Annotated in this window: 17 protein-coding genes; 5 read left to right on the top strand and 12 right to left on the bottom strand. The window is 60.5% G+C overall.

What is annotated here, in order from left to right; all coding sequences use genetic code 11:
* The first annotated feature begins 33 nt into the window (after positions 1–33).
* The 4 genes from glyQ to WIN67_RS00070 all read left to right on the top strand — a co-directional run bounded on the left by glyQ (position 34) and on the right by WIN67_RS00070 (position 4,442).
* Positions 34–987 (top strand): glycine--tRNA ligase subunit alpha, encoded by a 954-nt coding sequence (gene glyQ / locus WIN67_RS00085; protein WP_003177094.1) that lies wholly within the window; start codon positions 34–36, stop codon positions 985–987.
* Complete coding sequence (glyS, locus tag WIN67_RS00080; RefSeq protein ID WP_102881407.1) at positions 984–3,038, top strand: glycine--tRNA ligase subunit beta; 2,055 nt, start codon at positions 984–986, stop codon at positions 3,036–3,038. The genes glyQ and glyS overlap by 4 nt, the downstream gene beginning before the upstream one ends.
* 17 nt (positions 3,039–3,055) lie before the next feature.
* On the top strand, positions 3,056–3,589 hold the full coding sequence (gmhB, locus tag WIN67_RS00075; protein WP_296407400.1) for a D-glycero-beta-D-manno-heptose 1,7-bisphosphate 7-phosphatase: 534 nt from the start codon (positions 3,056–3,058) through the stop codon (positions 3,587–3,589).
* An 82-nt stretch (positions 3,590–3,671) separates the two neighbouring features.
* Positions 3,672–4,442 carry a lysophospholipid acyltransferase family protein gene (locus tag WIN67_RS00070; protein WP_102881406.1) on the top strand — a complete coding sequence of 257 codons (771 nt, stop codon included), beginning with the start codon at positions 3,672–3,674 and terminating at the stop codon, positions 4,440–4,442.
* Between the two features lie 181 nt (positions 4,443–4,623).
* Here the strand turns inward: WIN67_RS00070 and WIN67_RS00065 are convergent, their stop codons facing one another.
* From WIN67_RS00065 to WIN67_RS00055, 3 genes are all read right to left on the bottom strand, one after another.
* A complete protein-coding gene (locus WIN67_RS00065; RefSeq protein ID WP_339070461.1) occupies positions 4,624–6,942 on the bottom strand; it encodes a CHASE2 domain-containing protein in 2,319 nt (772 codons plus the stop codon).
* An 18-nt stretch (positions 6,943–6,960) separates the two neighbouring features.
* Positions 6,961–7,959 carry a FecR family protein gene (locus WIN67_RS00060; protein WP_339070460.1) on the bottom strand — a complete coding sequence of 333 codons (999 nt, stop codon included), beginning with the start codon at positions 7,957–7,959 and terminating at the stop codon, positions 6,961–6,963.
* A gap of 400 nt (positions 7,960–8,359) precedes the next feature.
* On the bottom strand, positions 8,360–8,647 hold the full coding sequence (locus WIN67_RS00055) for a hypothetical protein (RefSeq protein WP_110594148.1): 288 nt from the start codon (positions 8,645–8,647) through the stop codon (positions 8,360–8,362).
* Between the two features lie 232 nt (positions 8,648–8,879).
* Here WIN67_RS00055 and WIN67_RS00050 point away from each other — a divergent pair, with 232 nt between their 5' ends.
* Positions 8,880–9,608, top strand: coding sequence for a response regulator transcription factor (locus WIN67_RS00050; protein WP_102881402.1), 729 nt, complete (start codon positions 8,880–8,882; stop codon positions 9,606–9,608).
* Between the two features lie 27 nt (positions 9,609–9,635).
* On the opposite strand, the gene WIN67_RS00045 is transcribed toward WIN67_RS00050, so the two are convergent.
* The 9 genes from WIN67_RS00045 to dnaA all read right to left on the bottom strand — a co-directional run bounded on the left by WIN67_RS00045 (position 9,636) and on the right by dnaA (position 18,079).
* A complete protein-coding gene (locus WIN67_RS00045) occupies positions 9,636–9,956 on the bottom strand; it encodes an immunity protein Imm33 domain-containing protein (protein ID WP_339070459.1) in 321 nt (106 codons plus the stop codon).
* Positions 9,953–10,438, bottom strand: a complete 486-nt coding sequence (locus WIN67_RS00040) for a DUF4265 domain-containing protein (RefSeq protein ID WP_339070458.1) — start codon at positions 10,436–10,438, stop codon at positions 9,953–9,955. Before WIN67_RS00040 ends, WIN67_RS00045 begins: the two co-directional genes overlap by 4 nt.
* A gap of 55 nt (positions 10,439–10,493) precedes the next feature.
* Complete coding sequence (locus WIN67_RS00035; protein ID WP_253084140.1) at positions 10,494–10,685, bottom strand: hypothetical protein; 192 nt, start codon at positions 10,683–10,685, stop codon at positions 10,494–10,496.
* A gap of 37 nt (positions 10,686–10,722) precedes the next feature.
* Positions 10,723–11,031: a hypothetical protein gene (locus WIN67_RS00030; protein ID WP_339070457.1), complete on the bottom strand. Its 309-nt coding sequence runs from the start codon at positions 11,029–11,031 to the stop codon at positions 10,723–10,725.
* A gap of 188 nt (positions 11,032–11,219) precedes the next feature.
* On the bottom strand, positions 11,220–11,735 hold the full coding sequence (locus tag WIN67_RS00025; RefSeq protein ID WP_300246768.1) for an Imm21 family immunity protein: 516 nt from the start codon (positions 11,733–11,735) through the stop codon (positions 11,220–11,222).
* A 114-nt stretch (positions 11,736–11,849) separates the two neighbouring features.
* Positions 11,850–14,267 carry a DNA topoisomerase (ATP-hydrolyzing) subunit B gene (gene gyrB / locus WIN67_RS00020; RefSeq protein ID WP_123723708.1) on the bottom strand — a complete coding sequence of 806 codons (2,418 nt, stop codon included), beginning with the start codon at positions 14,265–14,267 and terminating at the stop codon, positions 11,850–11,852.
* A gap of 4 nt (positions 14,268–14,271) precedes the next feature.
* Positions 14,272–15,375 (bottom strand): DNA replication/repair protein RecF, encoded by a 1,104-nt coding sequence (gene recF, locus WIN67_RS00015; RefSeq protein WP_102862424.1) that lies wholly within the window; start codon positions 15,373–15,375, stop codon positions 14,272–14,274.
* A 20-nt stretch (positions 15,376–15,395) separates the two neighbouring features.
* Complete coding sequence (gene dnaN / locus WIN67_RS00010) at positions 15,396–16,499, bottom strand: DNA polymerase III subunit beta (RefSeq protein WP_011058392.1); 1,104 nt, start codon at positions 16,497–16,499, stop codon at positions 15,396–15,398.
* Between the two features lie 38 nt (positions 16,500–16,537).
* Positions 16,538–18,079, bottom strand: coding sequence for a chromosomal replication initiator protein DnaA (gene dnaA / locus WIN67_RS00005; protein ID WP_060842037.1), 1,542 nt, complete (start codon positions 18,077–18,079; stop codon positions 16,538–16,540).
* Positions 18,080–18,639: the final 560 nt, after the last annotated feature.

Below are 18,639 nucleotides of genomic sequence, written 5' to 3'. Positions count from 1 at the left end.
CTTAAATCGCAGCCCAAGTAACAGGTGAATTTCGTGAGCCAGCCTACGCCAGCCGTGCGTACCTTCCAAGACTTGATCCTCGCCCTCCAGCAGTACTGGGCCGAGCAAGGTTGTGTGGTACTTCAGCCCTACGATATGGAAGTAGGCGCCGGCACTTTCCACACCGCCACATTCCTGCGGGCCATTGGCCCGGAAACCTGGAACGCCGCTTATGTGCAGCCCAGTCGTCGCCCGACTGACGGCCGCTACGGCGAAAACCCCAACCGCCTGCAGCACTACTATCAGTTCCAGGTGGTCTTGAAGCCCAACCCGGAGAACTTCCAGGAGCTGTACCTGGGTTCCCTGAAGCACGTGGGCCTGGACCCGCTGGTGCACGACATCCGCTTCGTCGAGGACAACTGGGAATCGCCGACCCTGGGCGCCTGGGGCCTGGGCTGGGAAGTCTGGCTCAACGGCATGGAAGTGACTCAGTTCACCTACTTCCAGCAGGCCGGTGGCATCGAGTGCTACCCGGTGACCGGCGAGATCACCTACGGCCTGGAACGCCTGGCCATGTACCTGCAGGGCGTGGACTCGGTGTACGACCTGGTCTGGGCCGACGGCCCGTTCGGCAAGGTCACCTATGGCGATGTGTTCCACCAGAACGAAGTGGAGCAGTCGACCTACAACTTCGAACACGCCAACGTCGAGAAGCTGTTCGAACTGTTCGATTTCTACGAAAGCGAGGCCAAGCGCCTGATCGAGCTGGATCAGCCGCTGCCGCTGCCGAGCTATGAAATGGTCCTCAAGGCCTCGCACACCTTCAACCTGCTGGATGCACGCCGGGCGATCTCGGTGACTGCGCGTCAGCAGTACATCCTGCGTGTGCGCACCCTGGCGCGTTCCGTGGCGCAAGCTTACCTGCTGGCTCGCGCCAAGCTGGGCTTCCCCATGGCGACCCCGGACCTGCGTGATGAAGTGTTGGCTAAGTTGGAGGCGGCACAATGAGTGCGCAAGATTTTCTGGTTGAACTGGGCACTGAAGAACTGCCACCCAAAGCCCTGAACACCCTGGCCGAAGCCTTCCTGGCCGGCATCGAGAAAGGCCTGCAGAGCGCCGGCCTGAGCTTTCAGGCCAAGCACGTGTACGCCGCGCCACGGCGCCTGGCGGTACTGATCACCCAGCTGGACACCCAGCAGCCGGATCGCAGCATCAACCTCGACGGCCCACCACGCCAGGCGGCCTTCGACGCTGAAGGCAACCCGACCCAGGCGGCCCTGGGTTTTGCCAAGAAGTGCGGCGTCGAACTCAGCGAGATCGACCAGAGCGGCCCGAAACTGCGCTACAGCCAGAGCATCAAGGGCAAGCCGACCGCCAGCCTGCTGCCGACCATCGTCGAAGATTCGCTGAACGACCTGCCGATTCCCAAGCGCATGCGCTGGGCCGCGCGCAAGGAAGAGTTCGTGCGTCCGACCCAATGGCTGGTAATGCTGCTGGGTGACGACGTCATCGACTGCACCATCCTGGCCCAGAAGGCCGGTCGCGACTCCCGTGGTCACCGCTTCCACCACCCGCAAAGCGTGCGCATCACCTCGCCGGCCAACTACCTGGCCGACCTGCGTGCCGCCTACGTGCTGGCCGACGCCAACGAGCGCCGCGAGCTGATCAGCAAGCGCACCGCGGAACTGGCAACCCTGCAAGAAGGCACGGCGATCGTCCCGGCGGACCTGCTGGACGAAGTGACCGCCCTGGTGGAATGGCCTGTGCCGCTGGTGTGCTCGTTCGAGGAACGTTTCCTTGAAGTGCCCCAGGAAGCCCTGATCACCACCATGCAGGACAACCAGAAGTACTTCTGCCTGCTGGACGTGGACGGCAAGCTGCTGCCGCGCTTCATCACCGTGGCCAACATCGAGAGCAAGGACCCGCGCCAGATCATCGAGGGCAACGAGAAAGTCGTGCGCCCACGCCTGACCGACGCCGAGTTCTTCTTCAAGCAGGACAAGAAGCAGAAGCTCGAAGACTTCAACCTGCGCCTGCAGAACGTGGTGTTCCAGGAAAAACTCGGCAGCGTCTACGACAAGGCCGAGCGGATTTCCAAGCTGGCCGCCTTCATTGCCCCGCGCATTGGCGGCGACGCCCAGCGCGCAGCCCGTGCCGGCCTGCTGTCCAAGTGCGACCTGGCCACCGAAATGGTCGGCGAGTTCCCGGAGATGCAAGGCATCGCCGGCTACTACTACGCCCTCAATGACGGCGAGCCGGAAGATGTGGCCCTGGCCCTCAACGAGCAGTACATGCCGCGTGGCGCCGGCGCCGAGCTGCCAAGCACCGTGACCGGTGCCGCCGTGGCCATCGCCGACAAGCTGGACACCCTGGTGGGGATCTTCGGCATCGGCATGCTGCCCACCGGCAGCAAGGACCCCTACGCCCTGCGTCGCGCTGCCCTGGGCGTGCTGCGTATCCTCATCGAGAAGAAGTTCGACCTCGACCTGAACGACGCCGTGGCCTTCGCCGTCAGCGCCTTCGGCAGCAAGGTCAAGGCCGCCGGCCTGGCCGACCAGGTGCTGGAGTTCATCTTCGACCGTCTACGTGCCCGTTATGAAGACGAAGGCGTGGATGTGGCCACCTACCTGTCGGTACGTGCCCTGAAGCCGGGCTCGGCCCTGGACTTCGACCAGCGCGTGCAAGCCGTGCAGGCCTTCCGCAAGTTGCCGGAAGCCGCCGCCCTGGCCGCGGTGAACAAGCGCGTGTCGAACCTGCTGAGCAAGATCGAAGGCAATGTGCCGACCACCGTCGAAGCCAAGTACTTCGACAACGCCAACGAGTTCTCCCTGTACTCGGCGATCCAGCAGGCGGACCAGGCTGTACAGCCGATGGCCGCAGCGCGTCAGTACAGCGAGACCCTGGCCCGCCTGGCCGCCCTGCGCGAGCCGGTGGACGCCTTCTTCGAGGCGGTGATGGTCAATGCCGAGGACGCCAAGGTGCGGGCCAACCGCTATGCGCTGCTGGCGCGTCTGCGGGGCCTGTTCCTGGGTGTGGCGGACATTTCGGTACTGAGCTGATCAGGTAAGGAACTGCTGTGAAACTGCTGATACTCGACCGTGACGGCGTGATCAATCACGACTCCGATGCCTACATCAAATCGGTGCAGGAGTGGATTCCAATCCCCGGCTCGATCGAAGCCATTGCGCAGTTGAGCAAGGCCGGCTGGACGGTGGCGGTCGCCACCAACCAGTCCGGCATCGCTCGCGGCTACTACGACCTGGCCACCCTCGACGCCATGCATGCGCGCCTGTGCGAGCTGGTGGCGGAGCAGGGCGGCGAGGTCGGGCTGATCGTCTATTGTCCCCACGGCCCCGACGAAGGGTGCGCCTGTCGCAAACCGAAACCGGGCATGCTGCGGACCATTGCCGAGCATTACCAGGCAGAACTGACAGGTCTATGGTTTGTCGGTGACAGTCTCGGTGACCTGGAGGCCGCAAAAGCCGTCGACTCTCAGCCAGTATTGGTAAAGACCGGGAAAGGCGAAAAGACCCTGGGGAAAACCCTGCCGGTAGGCACCTTGATTTTTGACGACCTGGCGGCCGTTGCCGCTGAACTTATCCACAATTAGGCCCCTTCTGGCATCCTGACCAAGGACTGTTCGGGAGAGCGCTTTTTAACAGGCGGGCATGCCCGCAATGGTAAATGCCGCTATGTCGATCCTGCAGGCCATCAGAACCTTCTTCTTTTACCTGCTGTTGGGCACCAGTTCCTTGCTGTGGTGCTCCCTGAGCTTTTTTATCGCGCCGTTCCTGCCCTTCAAGGCGCGCTACCGCTTTATCAACGTCTACTGGTGTCGCTGCGCGCTGTGGCTGACCAAGGTATTTCTGAACATTCGCGTGGAAGTGAAGGGCGCTGAAAACGTCCCCGAGCGGCCCTGCGTGATCGTCTCCAATCACCAGAGCACCTGGGAGACCTTCTTCCTCTCGGCCTACTTCGAGCCTCTGAGCCAGGTCCTCAAGCGTGAGTTGCTGTATGTGCCGTTCTTCGGCTGGGCCATGGCCATGCTGCGCCCCATCGCCATCGACCGCGACAACCCCAAGGCGGCCCTCAAGCAAGTGGCGAGCAAGGGCGACGAACTGCTCAAGGACAATGTCTGGGTGCTGATCTTTCCGGAAGGCACTCGCGTGCCCTATGGCACCGTCGGCAAGTTCTCCCGCAGTGGCAGTGCCCTGGCGGTAAACGCCGACCTGCCGGTGCTGCCAGTGGCCCACAACGCCGGCAAGTTCTGGCCGAAGACCGGTTGGGCCAAGCGGCCCGGTACCATCACCGTGACCATTGGCGCGCCGATGTACGCCGAAGGCAGCGGCCCACGCGCCATCGCCGAGCTCAACGACCGGGTTGCCGCCTGGAATGAACAGGCCCAGCGAGATATGGGCTCATTGCCACCATTGGCGACTTCCACGGATAAGGTTGCTGTATGAGCTTCTGTGGATAACCTGTGTACGACTATTCGTACAACGGCTGAAATCGACCTATAAATCACTGATTTATATGTATATTTCCCAAGCTCATAAAATGTGGAAAAACGTGCATAAGTTTTACCGCAGCCAAAAAAACCGGCCTTGATGCCGGTTTTTTTTCGCCTGGAATATCCCCGCGCCCTTATTCCTCCAACAAGGGCAGCTCAAGGATGAAACAGGAACCCTGGCCCACCTCGCTGCGGCAGCTGATCCGCCCTTGATGCCGGTCCACCACCGCCTTGACCATGGACAGTCCCAGGCCCAGGCCGTCGATGCCCTTGGCCGAGGCAAACCGCTGGTACTGACCAAACAACAGGGGCAGTTCCTGGGCCGCAATGCCCCGGCCCTGGTCGATGATTTCGCAACGCAGCCAGCCCTCGGCACAGCTCACCCGAACATTGACGGTGGAATTCGCCGGGCTGTACTTGATGGCGTTTTCCAGCAGATTGAACAGGGCCCGGGTCAGCAGCGGCTGATCCGCCAGGACCATGCTCTCGCCTTCCTCATCCAGGTCGTGCACCAGGTGGATATGCTTCAACTGGGCCAGGGTCGTGGCCTGGTCGAAGGCGTCCAGGACCAGCATGGCAAACATGCTCGGCGCAAACTGATAGGCCTCCGACTCGGCCTTGGCCAATTGCACGAATGCCTCGGTCAGCCCCAGGGCTCGACGCACCTGCTGCTCGATCTGGCTGTAGACCTGCCTGGGCGGCGATGGCTGGCGGCTCTGCACGTCCAGCAGCGCAAGGATCGCCGAATGGGGCGCGCGCAGGTCATGGGAAAGAAAACGCAGCAATACGCCCCGTTGCTGTTCGGCGTCCCGCTCGACGCTGAGGTCGGTGAGGCTCAACAACCAACCGATGGCGTTGTCACTGTCCACCGGCAGCAGCGGCGCCAGTTCCATGCGCAGGCTGCGTTGCTGAATGTCGCGAAACTCCAGCGCCGTCAGTTGCTCAAGCCTGGGATACAGCGCAGGTTCCGTCAGGCCCGGATAGCCCAGGGCGGCCAATTGCGCGATCAAGGGCTGCCCGACCAGTGAGTGGGCGAACACTTCCCGGGCATTGCGATTGGCCAGCAGAATCTTGCCGTCCGGGTCGCTGATCAGGGTCGCCACCGGCAAGTACTCCAAGCCGTCGGCGATAAAGCGCCGGGTATCCCGGGTCCGGCTCAGGGCCTGTTCCAGGGCAACGATCTGCCCTTGCAGCACATCACCGGCGGGGGTCTGGCCACGACGGCGCTCCGGCAACACCTTGGGCTCGTTGTCCAGGCGCTCCAGCTCCCAACCGAAATAGGCCAGGATCACGCTGAGCCGACGCCAGTTCCAGATCAGGTACGCCAGCAGCATGCCCAGCAGGCTGGCCACCGGCGACCACCAGTAGCCCAAGCGCAGCATCAGCACCGATCCCAACAGGGCCAGGCCCATGCAGCCCAGGGTTATCCACAAGGCGTGGCGCGGACGCCACAGCAACAATCCGAGCAAGGCTGCGGTCAGGGCCATGGACCACAGCATCCCCGGCCACTGGCCCAGGGCGACGATGCTGCGATGCTGCAACAGGCCATTGAGCAGGTTGGCCTGGATCTCCACGCCCGGGGTGGTGCCCTGGCTGCCGGATTGCGGGGTGACATAACGGTCGCCCAGCCCCGGGGCGGTGGACCCCACCAGGATCAGCCGGTCACGCAGCAACTCGGCAGGCACCTCGCCACGCAGCACGCTGACATAGGGCACGCTGGGAAAGCCCGCCGCCTTGTCGATAAAGGCAATACGTACCGGGTTGGCTCGCAGCCAGCCCCTGCTGATCTGCGCAGTCGCGGGGCCCGGCATCAGCGACGACAGCGGATCGGCTTCGGTGAGCTGATAGAGCAACCAGGTCAGTTGCGCCCGCGGTGCCTGCTGCGGACCTTCGCGCAGGTAGACGCTGCGCACGGTGCCGTCGGCATCCGCTTGCGCATTGATATGCCCCAGGCCCCGAGCACAGTGGCGCAACACCGACACCGGTGGGATCTCCTCCAGGTCCTGGCCATAGCGAGCAACCCCCTCGCGCAGCACCGGCAGGAACACCGTGCCGGAGCGACACAGGGCGGCGGCCAACTGCGTGTCGTTTTCTACAGTGCTGCCGGGTTCGCTGAGGATCACATCGAACAGCACGCCTTTGACCTTGGCGTCCGTCAGCCGGTCCAGCAACTGTCCATGGAGCGCCCGTGGCCAGGGCCAGCGTCCCAGTTGCTGCAGGCTGTAGTCGTCGATGGTCACCAACAGAATGCGCGGGTCTACCGGCAGCGGGGTAAAACGTCGCAGGTTGTCATAGAACAGGTTGTTCAAAGCCAGGCCGTGGCTCAGGGACAGTAAGGCAGTCAGGGGCAGAAGAATCAGGCCAACCCACAACCATTCACGTACCAGGCGGCGAAACAGGCGCTGGGCCTGGGTCGGTTCACGGCCGTTGGCCCTTTGCTTCCAGAGACTCATCGGCGGCCCGCCGACGGGTTATTGAACACGAGTGGTCCTGGGGTAGTAGAAGATGTCATAGACCCCGGTTTCTCCTTCCAGGCCATGCTCGTCGAACGCCGAGAGCCGTACATGATAGAAAAACGCCTTCAGGCCAGTGAAGTTCACTTCCGGGGTGCTGGAGAACTGTTCTTGCTTGATGTTGAGGAAACCCTTGTCGGTGGCCACCTGTGCCCGATAGCGACGGGCACCCGGCAAAGGTTGCAGGATCAGCTGCCAGACGGGCAGGGCGCCGGTTTGTCCGGCCTGCCCCAGCAGCCGGGGCGCGGCCAGCAGTTCCACCGGTTTGAGCTCGCCCTGCTTCTGAATGCGCAAACCCTGGCGCGCCATGACCTGGACTTCCCCTGGCCGCGGACCTGCAGGTTTATCCACAACGCGCTTGCCGGAACGTCGAGCAGCCTTGCTCGGCGGCTCGTCTTCGCGGCTCACCGCCACCTGGCCGTTGAGCACCTCCACCAGGGATTGCTGATCGTCATTACGCACCCGGAAATGAGTCCCTCGTACCCCCAACACGCCCACGGGGGTCACGATCTGGAAGCGGTCGTGGTCGCTGTTGCGCTTGATCACATAGGACTCGATCTGGCCCTGTTCCAGGACCACCTGAGGAATGCTGTATTGCGTATTGAGTTGCAGGGTGATCTGGGAACTGGAGGGCAACACCACTCGCGAACCATCTCCAAGGGACAGGCTGACGAAAGCCGATGGCGAAGTTTTCACCCCTTCTTTCTCATCGATGCTCATGCCTTCTTCCAGGGTCACCTCGCGGCCCTTGGCATCCAGCTTCCAGGCGTCACCCGTCAGATGCTCGACGGTAGCCGGCAAGGGCTGGCCACGGCATTGCTGGTTGTCATCTATATAGGGAAGGCGTTGCGGGGCAGCCTGCACGGCGCACGATGGCAGGATCAGACCCGCTAGCAGCAATGCGGCGCACGCCACCTGCAACCGGCCAATGGACGGAGAAGGGCAGAGGTCATTCATGAATATGCTTTGAGCCTTTGGGAAAACCACGGCGAAATCCTACGCACCATACCTGAGGCAGCGCGTGGGCAGAAAGCCGGACGCTGCACGGCGTCGCCCAGAGGAGAGAGGACGAGTCGGAACCGGGAGGGAAGCGCACAGGGAGCGAAGAAAGTGACACGTCCCTGTGTCGGAACCGAGGCGACAGGTCGCCCGGCCCAAAGTCCTGAGGAGGCACTCCCTGTATTCCCCTTCAACGACGCACGCAAGCGCGCGTTGTGCCGCCAGCCTGGCGGTTGACACTCCCTGTGTCGGAGCACTTCCAGGTGCCCCCGTGTGCCACTCAGCGAGGAGCAATGTAACGCTGGCCGAGAGGCTGCGACGGATTTGCAATATTTGTTCAGAATCATCGCCCCGCCTGCTAAAAGACCCAGCGTGGTGCAGGTGCCTGCCAATCCGCAGGCAGGGCTGTTCTGCCCAGTACCGGTTCGGCATCCAGGGTCAGGCGGGTTTCATGGCTGTCGGGCGAGGCCAGTGTCGAGTAAACCTCGGCCTTGGCCGCCTCACAGCAGGAAGCGGATGGCGACGGCAAGACGTTGGCACTGATCCCCAGATAAGCCGCCAGCATCAAACTGACCAGGCGCAGCGGATCATCGCCGCTGAACATTCTGACCAACGCGACCTGGCCTTTGCTGAACATGTTCCCCATGGTTCTTTTCCTTGCTTGAGCGAGCCGGTATCGTGCTGCTGCGATAGCCCCCCAGGCACCCGTGCTCCAGGTGCCTTACCGGCTATTTGATATCAGCGTACCGAGGGAGCAGGGGCTCAAGAGCAATTCGCCACAATTGTTCAGAATCAGCCAAGACACCTAAACTTCCCCCAGCCTGAAGCCGCTGGATCTGCGTCTCAGGTGCTCTTCGAACCATAAGGAACTGCCTGGCATGCGTGTCGCGATACTGGATGACGAACCCGCAGAACTGGCACGGGTGGAACAGACACTGCGAGAAATTCCCGGCCCCGGTGAAGCCGCCTGGTCCCTGCATCGCTTCGAACGGGGCGAAGACCTGCTACGCCAACTGCGGCGGGAAACCTTCGACCTGCTGATTCTCGACTGGCAAGTGCCAGACCTCAGCGGCCTGTCGTTGCTGCGCTGGACCCGCGAGCACATGGACTCCCCTCCGGCGGCCATCATGCTCACCAGCCGTGATGCCGAGAGCGATATCGTCCAGGCCCTGAACACCGGCGCCGATGACTACCTGAGCAAGCCTTTTCGTCCCAACGAACTCAAGGCCCGGGTCAACGCAGTGCTGCGCCGCCACGGCCTGCAGCGCAGCAACAGCGAGGAGGTCCTGACCTTCAATGACTTGAGTTTCGATGACGCCGAACTGACCGTCACTCGTGCCGGTGCCCCCATCAGCCTGACCGAGCGCGAATACCGCCTGGCCCGCTGCCTGTTCGCCAACCTGGGCCGGCCGCTGTCCCGGGAGTACCTGTACGAACGGTTCTGGACCCACGAGGAAATCATTTCCTCGCGGCCCCTGGATACCCACATCTACCGTCTGCGCAACAAGCTCGGACTGACCGCGGACCGTGGCTGGCAGTTGCTGACGATCTACGGTTACGGCTACCGGCTGGAAAGTGTCGCGTCGCCTGACGAGCAGGGTAACTGACTGCTTGCCGTCAAAAGCGGCTTGAAATCACTGCGGGTCCTGCCAGACATCTTCATAGCCGGCGCGGTCGATGATGAAACGCGTCCCGCTCGGCAGATACAGGTAATCGATCACCTCCGGCAACAGCTCGAGCAGATGCTCGGCGCACAGAGGCTGGTAGAAATCCACGGCTGTGGAATGTTCGCCGCAGTGGATAAACCAACTGATCGTGCCGTTCTCCGGCAACTCGACCCGGGTGCCATAGATGGGCGACTGCGCCAGGGAACCGGTGGCCAGTGCAATCATCGGCTCCGGTGCCTGGGGGGCTAGATCGTAGCGCTCACAGATAAGCTGCTGTCTTTCGTTCATTGCTCCAGCCACCAATTGAGCAAGGTCTCGTCATCGGAGTCATCGAGGTTTTTATAGATGTTGGCGTAGTACCACTCGATGCCCGTGGTCTCGCGGAAGCGGTTGAAGAACAGGGCGATGTTGTCCATGCCGTTTCGCGCCGGCACCGACAATGTCAGATTGCCCTTATAGCGCCCGTCGAGCATGCCGCCCAATTCGCTCGCCACATCCGCCGCCAGGGCAACGATATGTTCTTCAGGAATATGATCTGCATAAATGTGGATGCAGAAGTTGCCGCCTCGCTTGAGCACCACGGCGGGGGCCTGGGGGTCCTTGATCGAAATGATGTCGCCCTTGGCCAGGTTCAGCGTCAGCCCCGGTGAGTAGAGAATCTCGTAACTGTCCTCATCGATCCGCCGTACATGCAGCGGCTCATAGACCGGGCCGTGGCTGTTCTGCCCCGCAACAACCCGGATCGATATTTCCTGGTTTTCATCATCCATAACAAATTTCCGAGCAATTGCTGTTTTTAGAAGAGTGAAAAGAACCGAGCCAGGCTCAGCCGCGTAGCGGGGTCAACGGCTCGACAAACACGTCTCGAAGCGCCTGTTCGATGGTTCGATCGTCCTGCAGATCAGCTGCCAGCAACAGCACCAGCTGATCCAGGCCCACACGCCAGGTGACGGAGCTGGCCATGCTGAAAATGATGCGTTCCTGGCTGAAATAATTGGCAGGCCATTCGACCGTCATGCTTGAACCTCAAGTGAAGCCAGCGATAGGCACTCGCTCATGCGCGCAGGCTCAATGGCCCCGTGCTGTAAGCAGGCATCTTCATAGGCGATATGTTGGTCGTCGGTGATGGAGGACAGGTATTGGTCAATTGCGCAAAAACTGACCTCGGGCGCGATATCCACAGTGAACAGCGACAGGCCCCCTTGCTCACGCCGTAGAGATAGCAGGGCGTGTTATCCAACTCATAGACACCTGCGCCGCGTTGAATGCCCCACATCGATTCATACCCCACCGGTGGGTAACCGTCGGCGTCGACGGTGAGCTTGAAAATGATCTTGTGAAACTGTGCTGTCGAGGTGTCCATTCCATCTCACCGAGGCGCCGCCATGGGCCTCACAAACTGCCCGTAAAAGAAGTTTTCCTCGAAGGAAAATATGACCTCTGCGCTATTCGGTATGGCCAGGGCCGTATTCTCATCGGACGGATAGAAAAAGTCGTCCCAGCATTTTATAAAAATATCCCTGGACACCCGCGCTGCGCAGCACCTGAACCTCAGTACGGATGGGCCCGCTGACAAGGCACTATCTGATGGATCAACAGGGCGGTATCGGGCGTGGTTTGGTAGCGAAATGTCGATACCTCGCTGTGCGGCGACAGCAGTTGAAGGCGCAGACAAGCCTTGGGATCAAACCTGTCGACCCCATCAAACAGCACCAGCGCGTCGCTTGACCAATCAATACTCAACCGCTCGATCGGGGTCAGTGAACCAAGCTCAAGCCGCTCAAGCTGCGCCAGCACCTCGGCCTCAGAAGGGGCGCAAATCCATCGGATAATCAGCAACGCGTCGTCTGCCGTGGCAATCGCCGTGTCCAAAGGCTCGTCACCCAGGACAAGAATATCGCCATCGACACCCTCCAGCCGGCCGGCATAGTCATCAATCTGACACGCCCTGTGGTAATCCGAGGGATGGCCGTCGAGGCCACGCCACATACCGGCCAAGCCGTCACCTATCACCACCAAGGGGCCACCGGAACTGGACAGCCATGGAGAAATCTTGAATCGACTCATAGGCTCCTTGCCTTCCTGTTGAGCAGAACAGCTACATGATCCACAGACAACACCGTGATGTCCGCGCAAAAAAAAGCCAACGCTAGGCGTTGGCTTTTTAGGTGCCGCCGCGGATCAGAAGTCCAGGTTGGACACCGCCAGGGCGTTGCTTTCGATGAAGTCGCGACGTGGCTCGACCGCATCACCCATCAGGGTGTTGAAGATCTGGTCGGCGCCGATGGCGTCTTCGATGGTCACCTTGAGCATGCGACGCATGCTTGGGTCCATGGTGGTTTCCCACAGCTGGTCAGGGTTCATCTCGCCCAGACCTTTGTATCGCTGGATGGTGTGGCGCTTGGTGCTTTCCGCCATCAGCCAGTCCAGGGCTTCCTTGAACTCGGTCACGGCCTTCTTGCGCTCACCGCGCTGAACATACGCGCCCTCGTCCAGCAGGGTGCTCAATTGAGCGCCCAGGGAGACGACGGTCTTGTAGTCGTTGCTGCCGAAGAAGTCGCGGTTGAAGGTGACGTAGTTGGACAGGCCGTGGGAGATCAGCTCGACCTCTGGCAGCCAGACATTACGCTCACGGTCTTCCCGCAGGCTGGCCTTGTAGACCAGGCCCGACTTCTCGGAGGTGCGCAGGCGGGCGTCGTACTTGGCCAGCCAATCCTGCATGGCGGCGTGATCGGACAGTTGCTCCATGGTCACGGCCGGCAGGTAGATGAAGTGCTCGGTCAGTTCCTGCGGGTACAGGCGCGACAGGCGCTTGAGGGTCTTCATCACCATGCGGAAATCGTTGACCAGGCGCTCCAGCGCCTCGCCGGAGATCCCCGGAGCTTCGTCGTTCAGGTGCAGGCTGGCATCTTCCAGAGCCGACTGGGTCATGTAGTCTTCCATGGCCTCGTCGTCTTTGATGTATTGCTCTTGCTTGCCTTTCTTGACCTTGTACAGCGGCGGCTGGGCGATGTAGATGTAGCCGCGCTCGATCAGCTCCGGCAACTGACGGAAGAAGAAGGTCAGCAGCAGGGTACGGATGTGCGAACCGTCAACGTCAGCATCGGTCATGATGATGATGTTGTGATAACGCAGCTTGTCGATGTTGTACTCTTCGCGGCCGATGCCGCAGCCCAATGCAGTGATCAAGGTGCCGACCTCTTGCGAGGAGATCATCTTGTCGAAACGGGCTTTCTCTACGTTGAGGATCTTGCCCTTGAGCGGCAGGATCGCCTGGGTCTTGCGGTTGCGTCCCTGCTTGGCGGAACCGCCAGCAGAGTCACCTTCCACCAGGTAGAGTTCGGACAGGGCAGGGTCCTTTTCCTGGCAGTCAGCCAGTTTGCCCGGCAGGCCGGCGATATCCAGCGCGCCTTTACGACGGGTCATTTCACGGGCTTTACGCGCCGCTTCACGAGCACGAGCAGCGTCGATCATCTTGCCCACCACCAACTTGGCTTCGTTGGGGTTTTCCAGCAGGAAGTCGGAGAAGTACTTGCCCATTTCCTGTTCGACAGCGGTCTTCACTTCGGAAGAGACCAGCTTGTCCTTGGTCTGGGAGCTGAACTTAGGGTCCGGCACCTTCACCGAGATGATCGCGGTCAGGCCTTCACGAGCGTCGTCACCGGTGGTGGCAACCTTGTGCTTCTTGGCCAGGCCTTCGGCTTCGATGTAGGTATTCAGGTTACGCGTCAGAGCAGAACGGAAGCCCACCAGGTGGGTGCCGCCGTCGCGCTGAGGAATGTTGTTGGTGAAGCACAACAGGTTCTCGTTGAAGCTGTCGTTCCACTGCAGGGCGATTTCCACGCCGATGCCGTCTTCACGCTGGATGTTGAAGTGGAACACCTGGTTGACCGCAGTCTTGTTGGTGTTCAGGTATTCAACGAACGCCCGCAGGCCACCTTCGTACTTGAACAACTCTTCCTTACCGCTGCGCTCGTCCTTGAGGATGATGCCGACACCGGAGTTGAGGAAGGACAGTTCACGAATCCGCTTGGCCAGGACGTCCCAGCTGAAGTGGATGTTCTTGAAGGTTTCAGCCGAAGGCTTGAAATGAATCTGGGTACCGGTGGTTTCGCTGTCGCCAACGATCTTCATCCGTTCTTGCGGAACACCGTGGACATAGGTCTGTTCCCAGATCTTGCCGCTGCGGCGCACAGTGAGAATCAGCTCTTCGGACAGGGCGTTCACTACCGATACACCTACGCCGTGCAGACCGCCGGAGACCTTGTAGGAGTTGTCGTCGAACTTACCGCCGGCGTGGAGCACGGTCATGATGACCTCTGCCGCCGAAACGCCTTCTTCTTTATGCACATCTACCGGGATGCCACGACCGTTGTCGCGCACGGTGATCGATTCATCCGGGTGGATGATGATGCTGATGTCGTCGCAATGGCCGGCCAGCGCTTCGTCGATGGAGTTGTCGACCACCTCGAACACCATGTGGTGCAGACCGCTGCCGTCATCGGTGTCGCCAATGTACATACCGGGACGTTTGCGTACGGCATCCAAACCTTTCAGCACCTTGATGCTGGTCGAGTCGTACGTATTTTCTTCGCTCATGCCTTCACTCCCGATGGTCGTGGGTCTGGGTGATACGGCCTTGTTCCACGTGGAACAAAGCGACTGGCGTTTCCGTCTGCCAGCCTTCCCTCAATAATTCGTGGTCTACACAGGTGATAAACACCTGGCAGCGTAAGTCTTCCAACAAGCGACAAAGTGCGCGGCGATGCTGCTCGTCCAACTCGGACGGCAAGTCATCCACCAGATAAATACACTGACCGCGACGGGCCTGGCTCACCAGGTGCCCCTGGGCAATGCGCAAGGCACAGACCACCAACTTCTGCTGGCCACGGGACAAGATGTCCGCGGCGTTGTGTCCGCCTAAGCGCAGACGCAAATCAGCACGTTGTGGACCGGCCTGGGTATGACCCATTTGCTGATCACGGTGCAGGGCGGCCGCGAGCACTTCACTGAGCTCTCGGTCCTTGTCCCAACCACGGTAATAGCTAAGCGTCAGGCCCTCGAGCTGCAACAACTCGCCCAAGGTCCGCTCAAAGACTGGTTTCAAGGCTTTGATGTATGCGCGGCGGTATTCATCGATTTCAGCGCTGGCCTGACACAGTTCCCGGTCCCAGGCCGCTTGCGAAGCGGCGTCAAGTGTACCATGCCGCAGCCATGAGTTCCGCTGCCGCAGGGCCTTCTGCAAGCGCTGCCAGGTGGACATGAAGCGAGGTTCCACATGGAACACTCCCCAGTCCAGGAACTGTCGACGGATCTTTGGAGCGCCTTCAAGCAGACGAAAGCTGTCCGGATTGATCAGTTGCAGCGGCAGGATTTCCGCCAGCTGCGCCGCGCTGCGGGCATTCTGACCGTCGATGCGGATCTGGAACTCCCCCTGACGATCCCGGGATATCCCCAGGCTGCTGTGCCCACCCTGGGCCAATTCCACCTGGCCAAAGACCGTACAAGCCAGCTGTTCATACTGGATCACCGGCAGCAAGCGGGCACTGCGAAACGAGCGGGCAAGCCCCAGCAGGTGGATGGCTTCCAGCACGCTGGTCTTGCCACTGCCGTTGGCGCCGTAGAGAAGGTTGATGCGGGGAGAGGGGGAGAAGGTCACCGGGTGCAGATTGCGCACCGCGGTGACCGAGACGCGACTGAGGGACATCTAGCTTCTGCTGAGCATGATTACAGGCGCATCGGCATGACAACGTAAGCCGAGTCGTCGTTGTCGGATTCCTGCACCAGCGCACTGCTGTTGGAATCGGACAGGATCAGGCGCACCTGTTCGGTGGTCATCACGCCCAGCACGTCCAGCAGGTAGCTGACGTTGAAGCCGATTTCCAGCGAGCCGCCGTTGTATTCAACACCCACCTCTTCTTCCGCTTCTTCCTGCTCCGGGTTGTTGGCCTGGATCTTCAACTGACCATTGGCCAGCTGCAGACGGATACCGCGGTACTTCTCGTTGGACAGGATCGCGGTACGGCTGAAAGCTTCACGCAGGGCCTGACGGTCACCCAGTACCAGCTTGTCACCGCCTTTTGGCAGCACGCGCTCGTAGTCAGGGAACTTGCCGTCCACCAGCTTGGAGGTGAAGGTGAACTCGCCGGTAGTGGCGCGAATGTGGTGCTGACCCAGGACGATGCTGACGTTGCCATCCGGCTCGGTGAGCAGGCGGGCCAGCTCCAGGATGCCTTTACGCGGCACGATCACCTGGTGGCGATCGGGCTGGCCGATATCCGCCTGCATCGAGCACATGGCCAGACGGTGACCGTCGGTGGCCACGGCGCGGATGATCCCGGCGGACACTTCCAGCAGCATGCCGTTGAGGTAGTAGCGCACGTCCTGCTGGGCCATGGCGAAGCTGGTGCGTTCGATCAGGCGACGCAGGCGGCTCTGCTCCAGCTGGCAGGTCAGCGAACCCGGGCCTTCTTCCACGGTCGGGAAGTCGTTGGCCGGCAGGGTCGACAGGGTGAAGCGGCTACGACCGGCCTTCACCACCAGTTTCTGCTCGTCGACCTTGATGTCGATCAGCGCGTCGTTGGGCAGGCTCTTGCAGATGTCCATCAGCTTGCGCGCGGGAACGGTGATTTCCCCCGGCTCTGCGGGCTCTTCAAGTTGCACACGACCGACCAGCTCGACTTCCAGGTCGGTACCGGTCAGCGACAGTTGCTGGCCTTCGACAACCAGCAGCACGTTGGAAAGTACCGGCAAGGTCTGACGGCGTTCGACGACGCCGGCGACCAGTTGCAGGGGTTTCAACAGGGCTTCGCGTTGAATGGTGAAATGCATGGTCTAGTCCCTTGCCTTAATAAGCTGCGTTGGAGTCATCAAGTGGTCAGAGTACGCAGCAGGTTCTTGTAGTCCTCGCGGATGTCCGCGTCGGATTCCTTAAGTTCATTGATCTTGCGGCAGGCGTGCAGCACCGTAGTGTGGTCGCGGCCACCGAACACATCGCCGATTTCCGGCAGGCTGTGGTTGGTCAGTTCCTTGGACAGGGCCATGGCCACCTGACGGGGGCGGGCTACCGAACGCGAACGTCGCTTGGACAGCAGATCGGAAATCTTGATCTTGTAGTACTCGGCGACGGTGCGCTGGATGTTATCCACAGACACCAGCTTGTCCTGCAGCGCCAGCAGGTCCTTCAACGATTCGCGAATCAGCTCGATGGTGATGTCGCGCCCCATGAAGTGCGAGTGGGCGATGACTCGCTTGAGTGCGCCTTCCAGTTCACGGACGTTGGAACGAATTCGCTGAGCAATGAAGAACGCCGCATCGTGGGGCAGTTCGACTTTGGCCTGGTCGGCCTTCTTCATCAGGATCGCCACCCGCGTTTCCAGTTCCGGCGGTTCGACCGCTACCGTCAGGCCCCAGCCGAAGCGGGACTTGAGGCGTTCTTCCAGGCCTTCGATTTCCTTCGGATAACGGTCGCTGGTGAGAATCACCTGCTGGCCGCCTTCGAGGAGGGCATTGAAGGTGTGGAAGAACTCTTCCTGGGAACGCTCCTTGCGAGCGAAGAACTGGATATCGTCGATCAGCAATGCGTCGACCGAACGATAGAAGCGCTTGAATTCGTTAATGGCGTTGAGCTGCAACGCCTTGACCATGTCCGCAACAAAACGCTCGGAATGCAGGTACACGACCTTGGCATTCGGGTTCTTCTTTAATAAGTGGTTACCCACGGCATGCATCAAGTGGGTCTTACCCAGACCGACGCCGCCATAAAGGAAGAGCGGGTTATAGCCATGCTTGGGGTTGTCCGCCACCTGCCAGGCCGCTGCCCGAGCCAGTTGGTTGGACTTACCCTCGACGAAGTTTTCAAAGGTGAAGGTGCGGTTCAGGTAGCTGGTGTGCTTGAGCGCACCTTCTACCTGGACAGTACGCTGCTCAGCGCGTACCGGTGCCTGCTGCGAGCTGGCGCCCGCCATCGGGTCGAAGCTGTCACGAGAGGGTTCTTCGCTGACCTCGGCACTCTTCTGCGCCGCGGCTTTCTTGGCCGGAGCTGACGTCGGTGCCGGAGTTGGCGCAGGAGCCGCCGCCGGGGTGGCATTGGCTGCTGCCGCTTGCAGCGCTTGCGAGGCAGCGGCGGCCAGTGGCGCATTAGGTGCAGCGCGAGGCGCCGAACTGCGTTTGCTGCCTATTAATAAGGAAAGAACCGGCGCACTGCCGTTGCCGTGTTCATCCAGCAGCTCGAGCACGCGGCCCAGGTACTTTTCGTTGACCCAATCGAGAACAAAACGATTCGGTGCGTAGACACGCAACTCGTCGCCTTCGGCTTCGACCTGTAGCGGACGGATCCAAGTGTTGAATTGCTGGGCAGGCAGCTCATCACGCAGAAGCTCCACGCACTGCTGCCAAAGTTCCACTGACACGGATATCCCCTAAGTTGAAAGCCGGTGAGGCAAAAACAAGCGGCCATTGTAGCGATCAGCCGTCCACTTATCCACATGTAGCGTGCCCTCAGGACACTAAGAATCAACGCCTTACCCCGAATAAACACGACCAATGGTATGTGCATAAGCTCTGTGGATAACCCCGCCTGAGGTCATTGCACAACTCGGGTCAAAACTCTGTGGATAACTCGCCTGTGGATAACCGCTCGTTCCACACACAGGTTTTCCGATAGCGCAGCACAGGCAGGACACCGTTTCTCAACCGTGTTGTCATCCTCTGTACAGTACGGAATATAAGGGCTTAAGCCAGTTATCCACAGAAGGTGCCGTCCCTAGCCTTTATAAGCTTTACAGAAAAGCTTTAAATACTTTCCTTCTTTATTTTTATATCTAGCCAAGACTGACTCACAACCCAGGACCCGGACATACATAGATAAAGGAAAAGCTGGTTGGAAATTGACCTAGAGGCTTGCTTTCTCTAGAATCGCCGATCTCTTAAAACGGGGGCCATTCCGGCCCGTTGTGGACGAACCAGGTAA

It is taken from the genome of Pseudomonas idahonensis (genome assembly GCF_037903935.1).
Classification (GTDB): domain Bacteria; phylum Pseudomonadota; class Gammaproteobacteria; order Pseudomonadales; family Pseudomonadaceae; genus Aquipseudomonas; species Aquipseudomonas danubii.
This window is presented reverse-complemented; position numbering and strand designations above follow the sequence as displayed.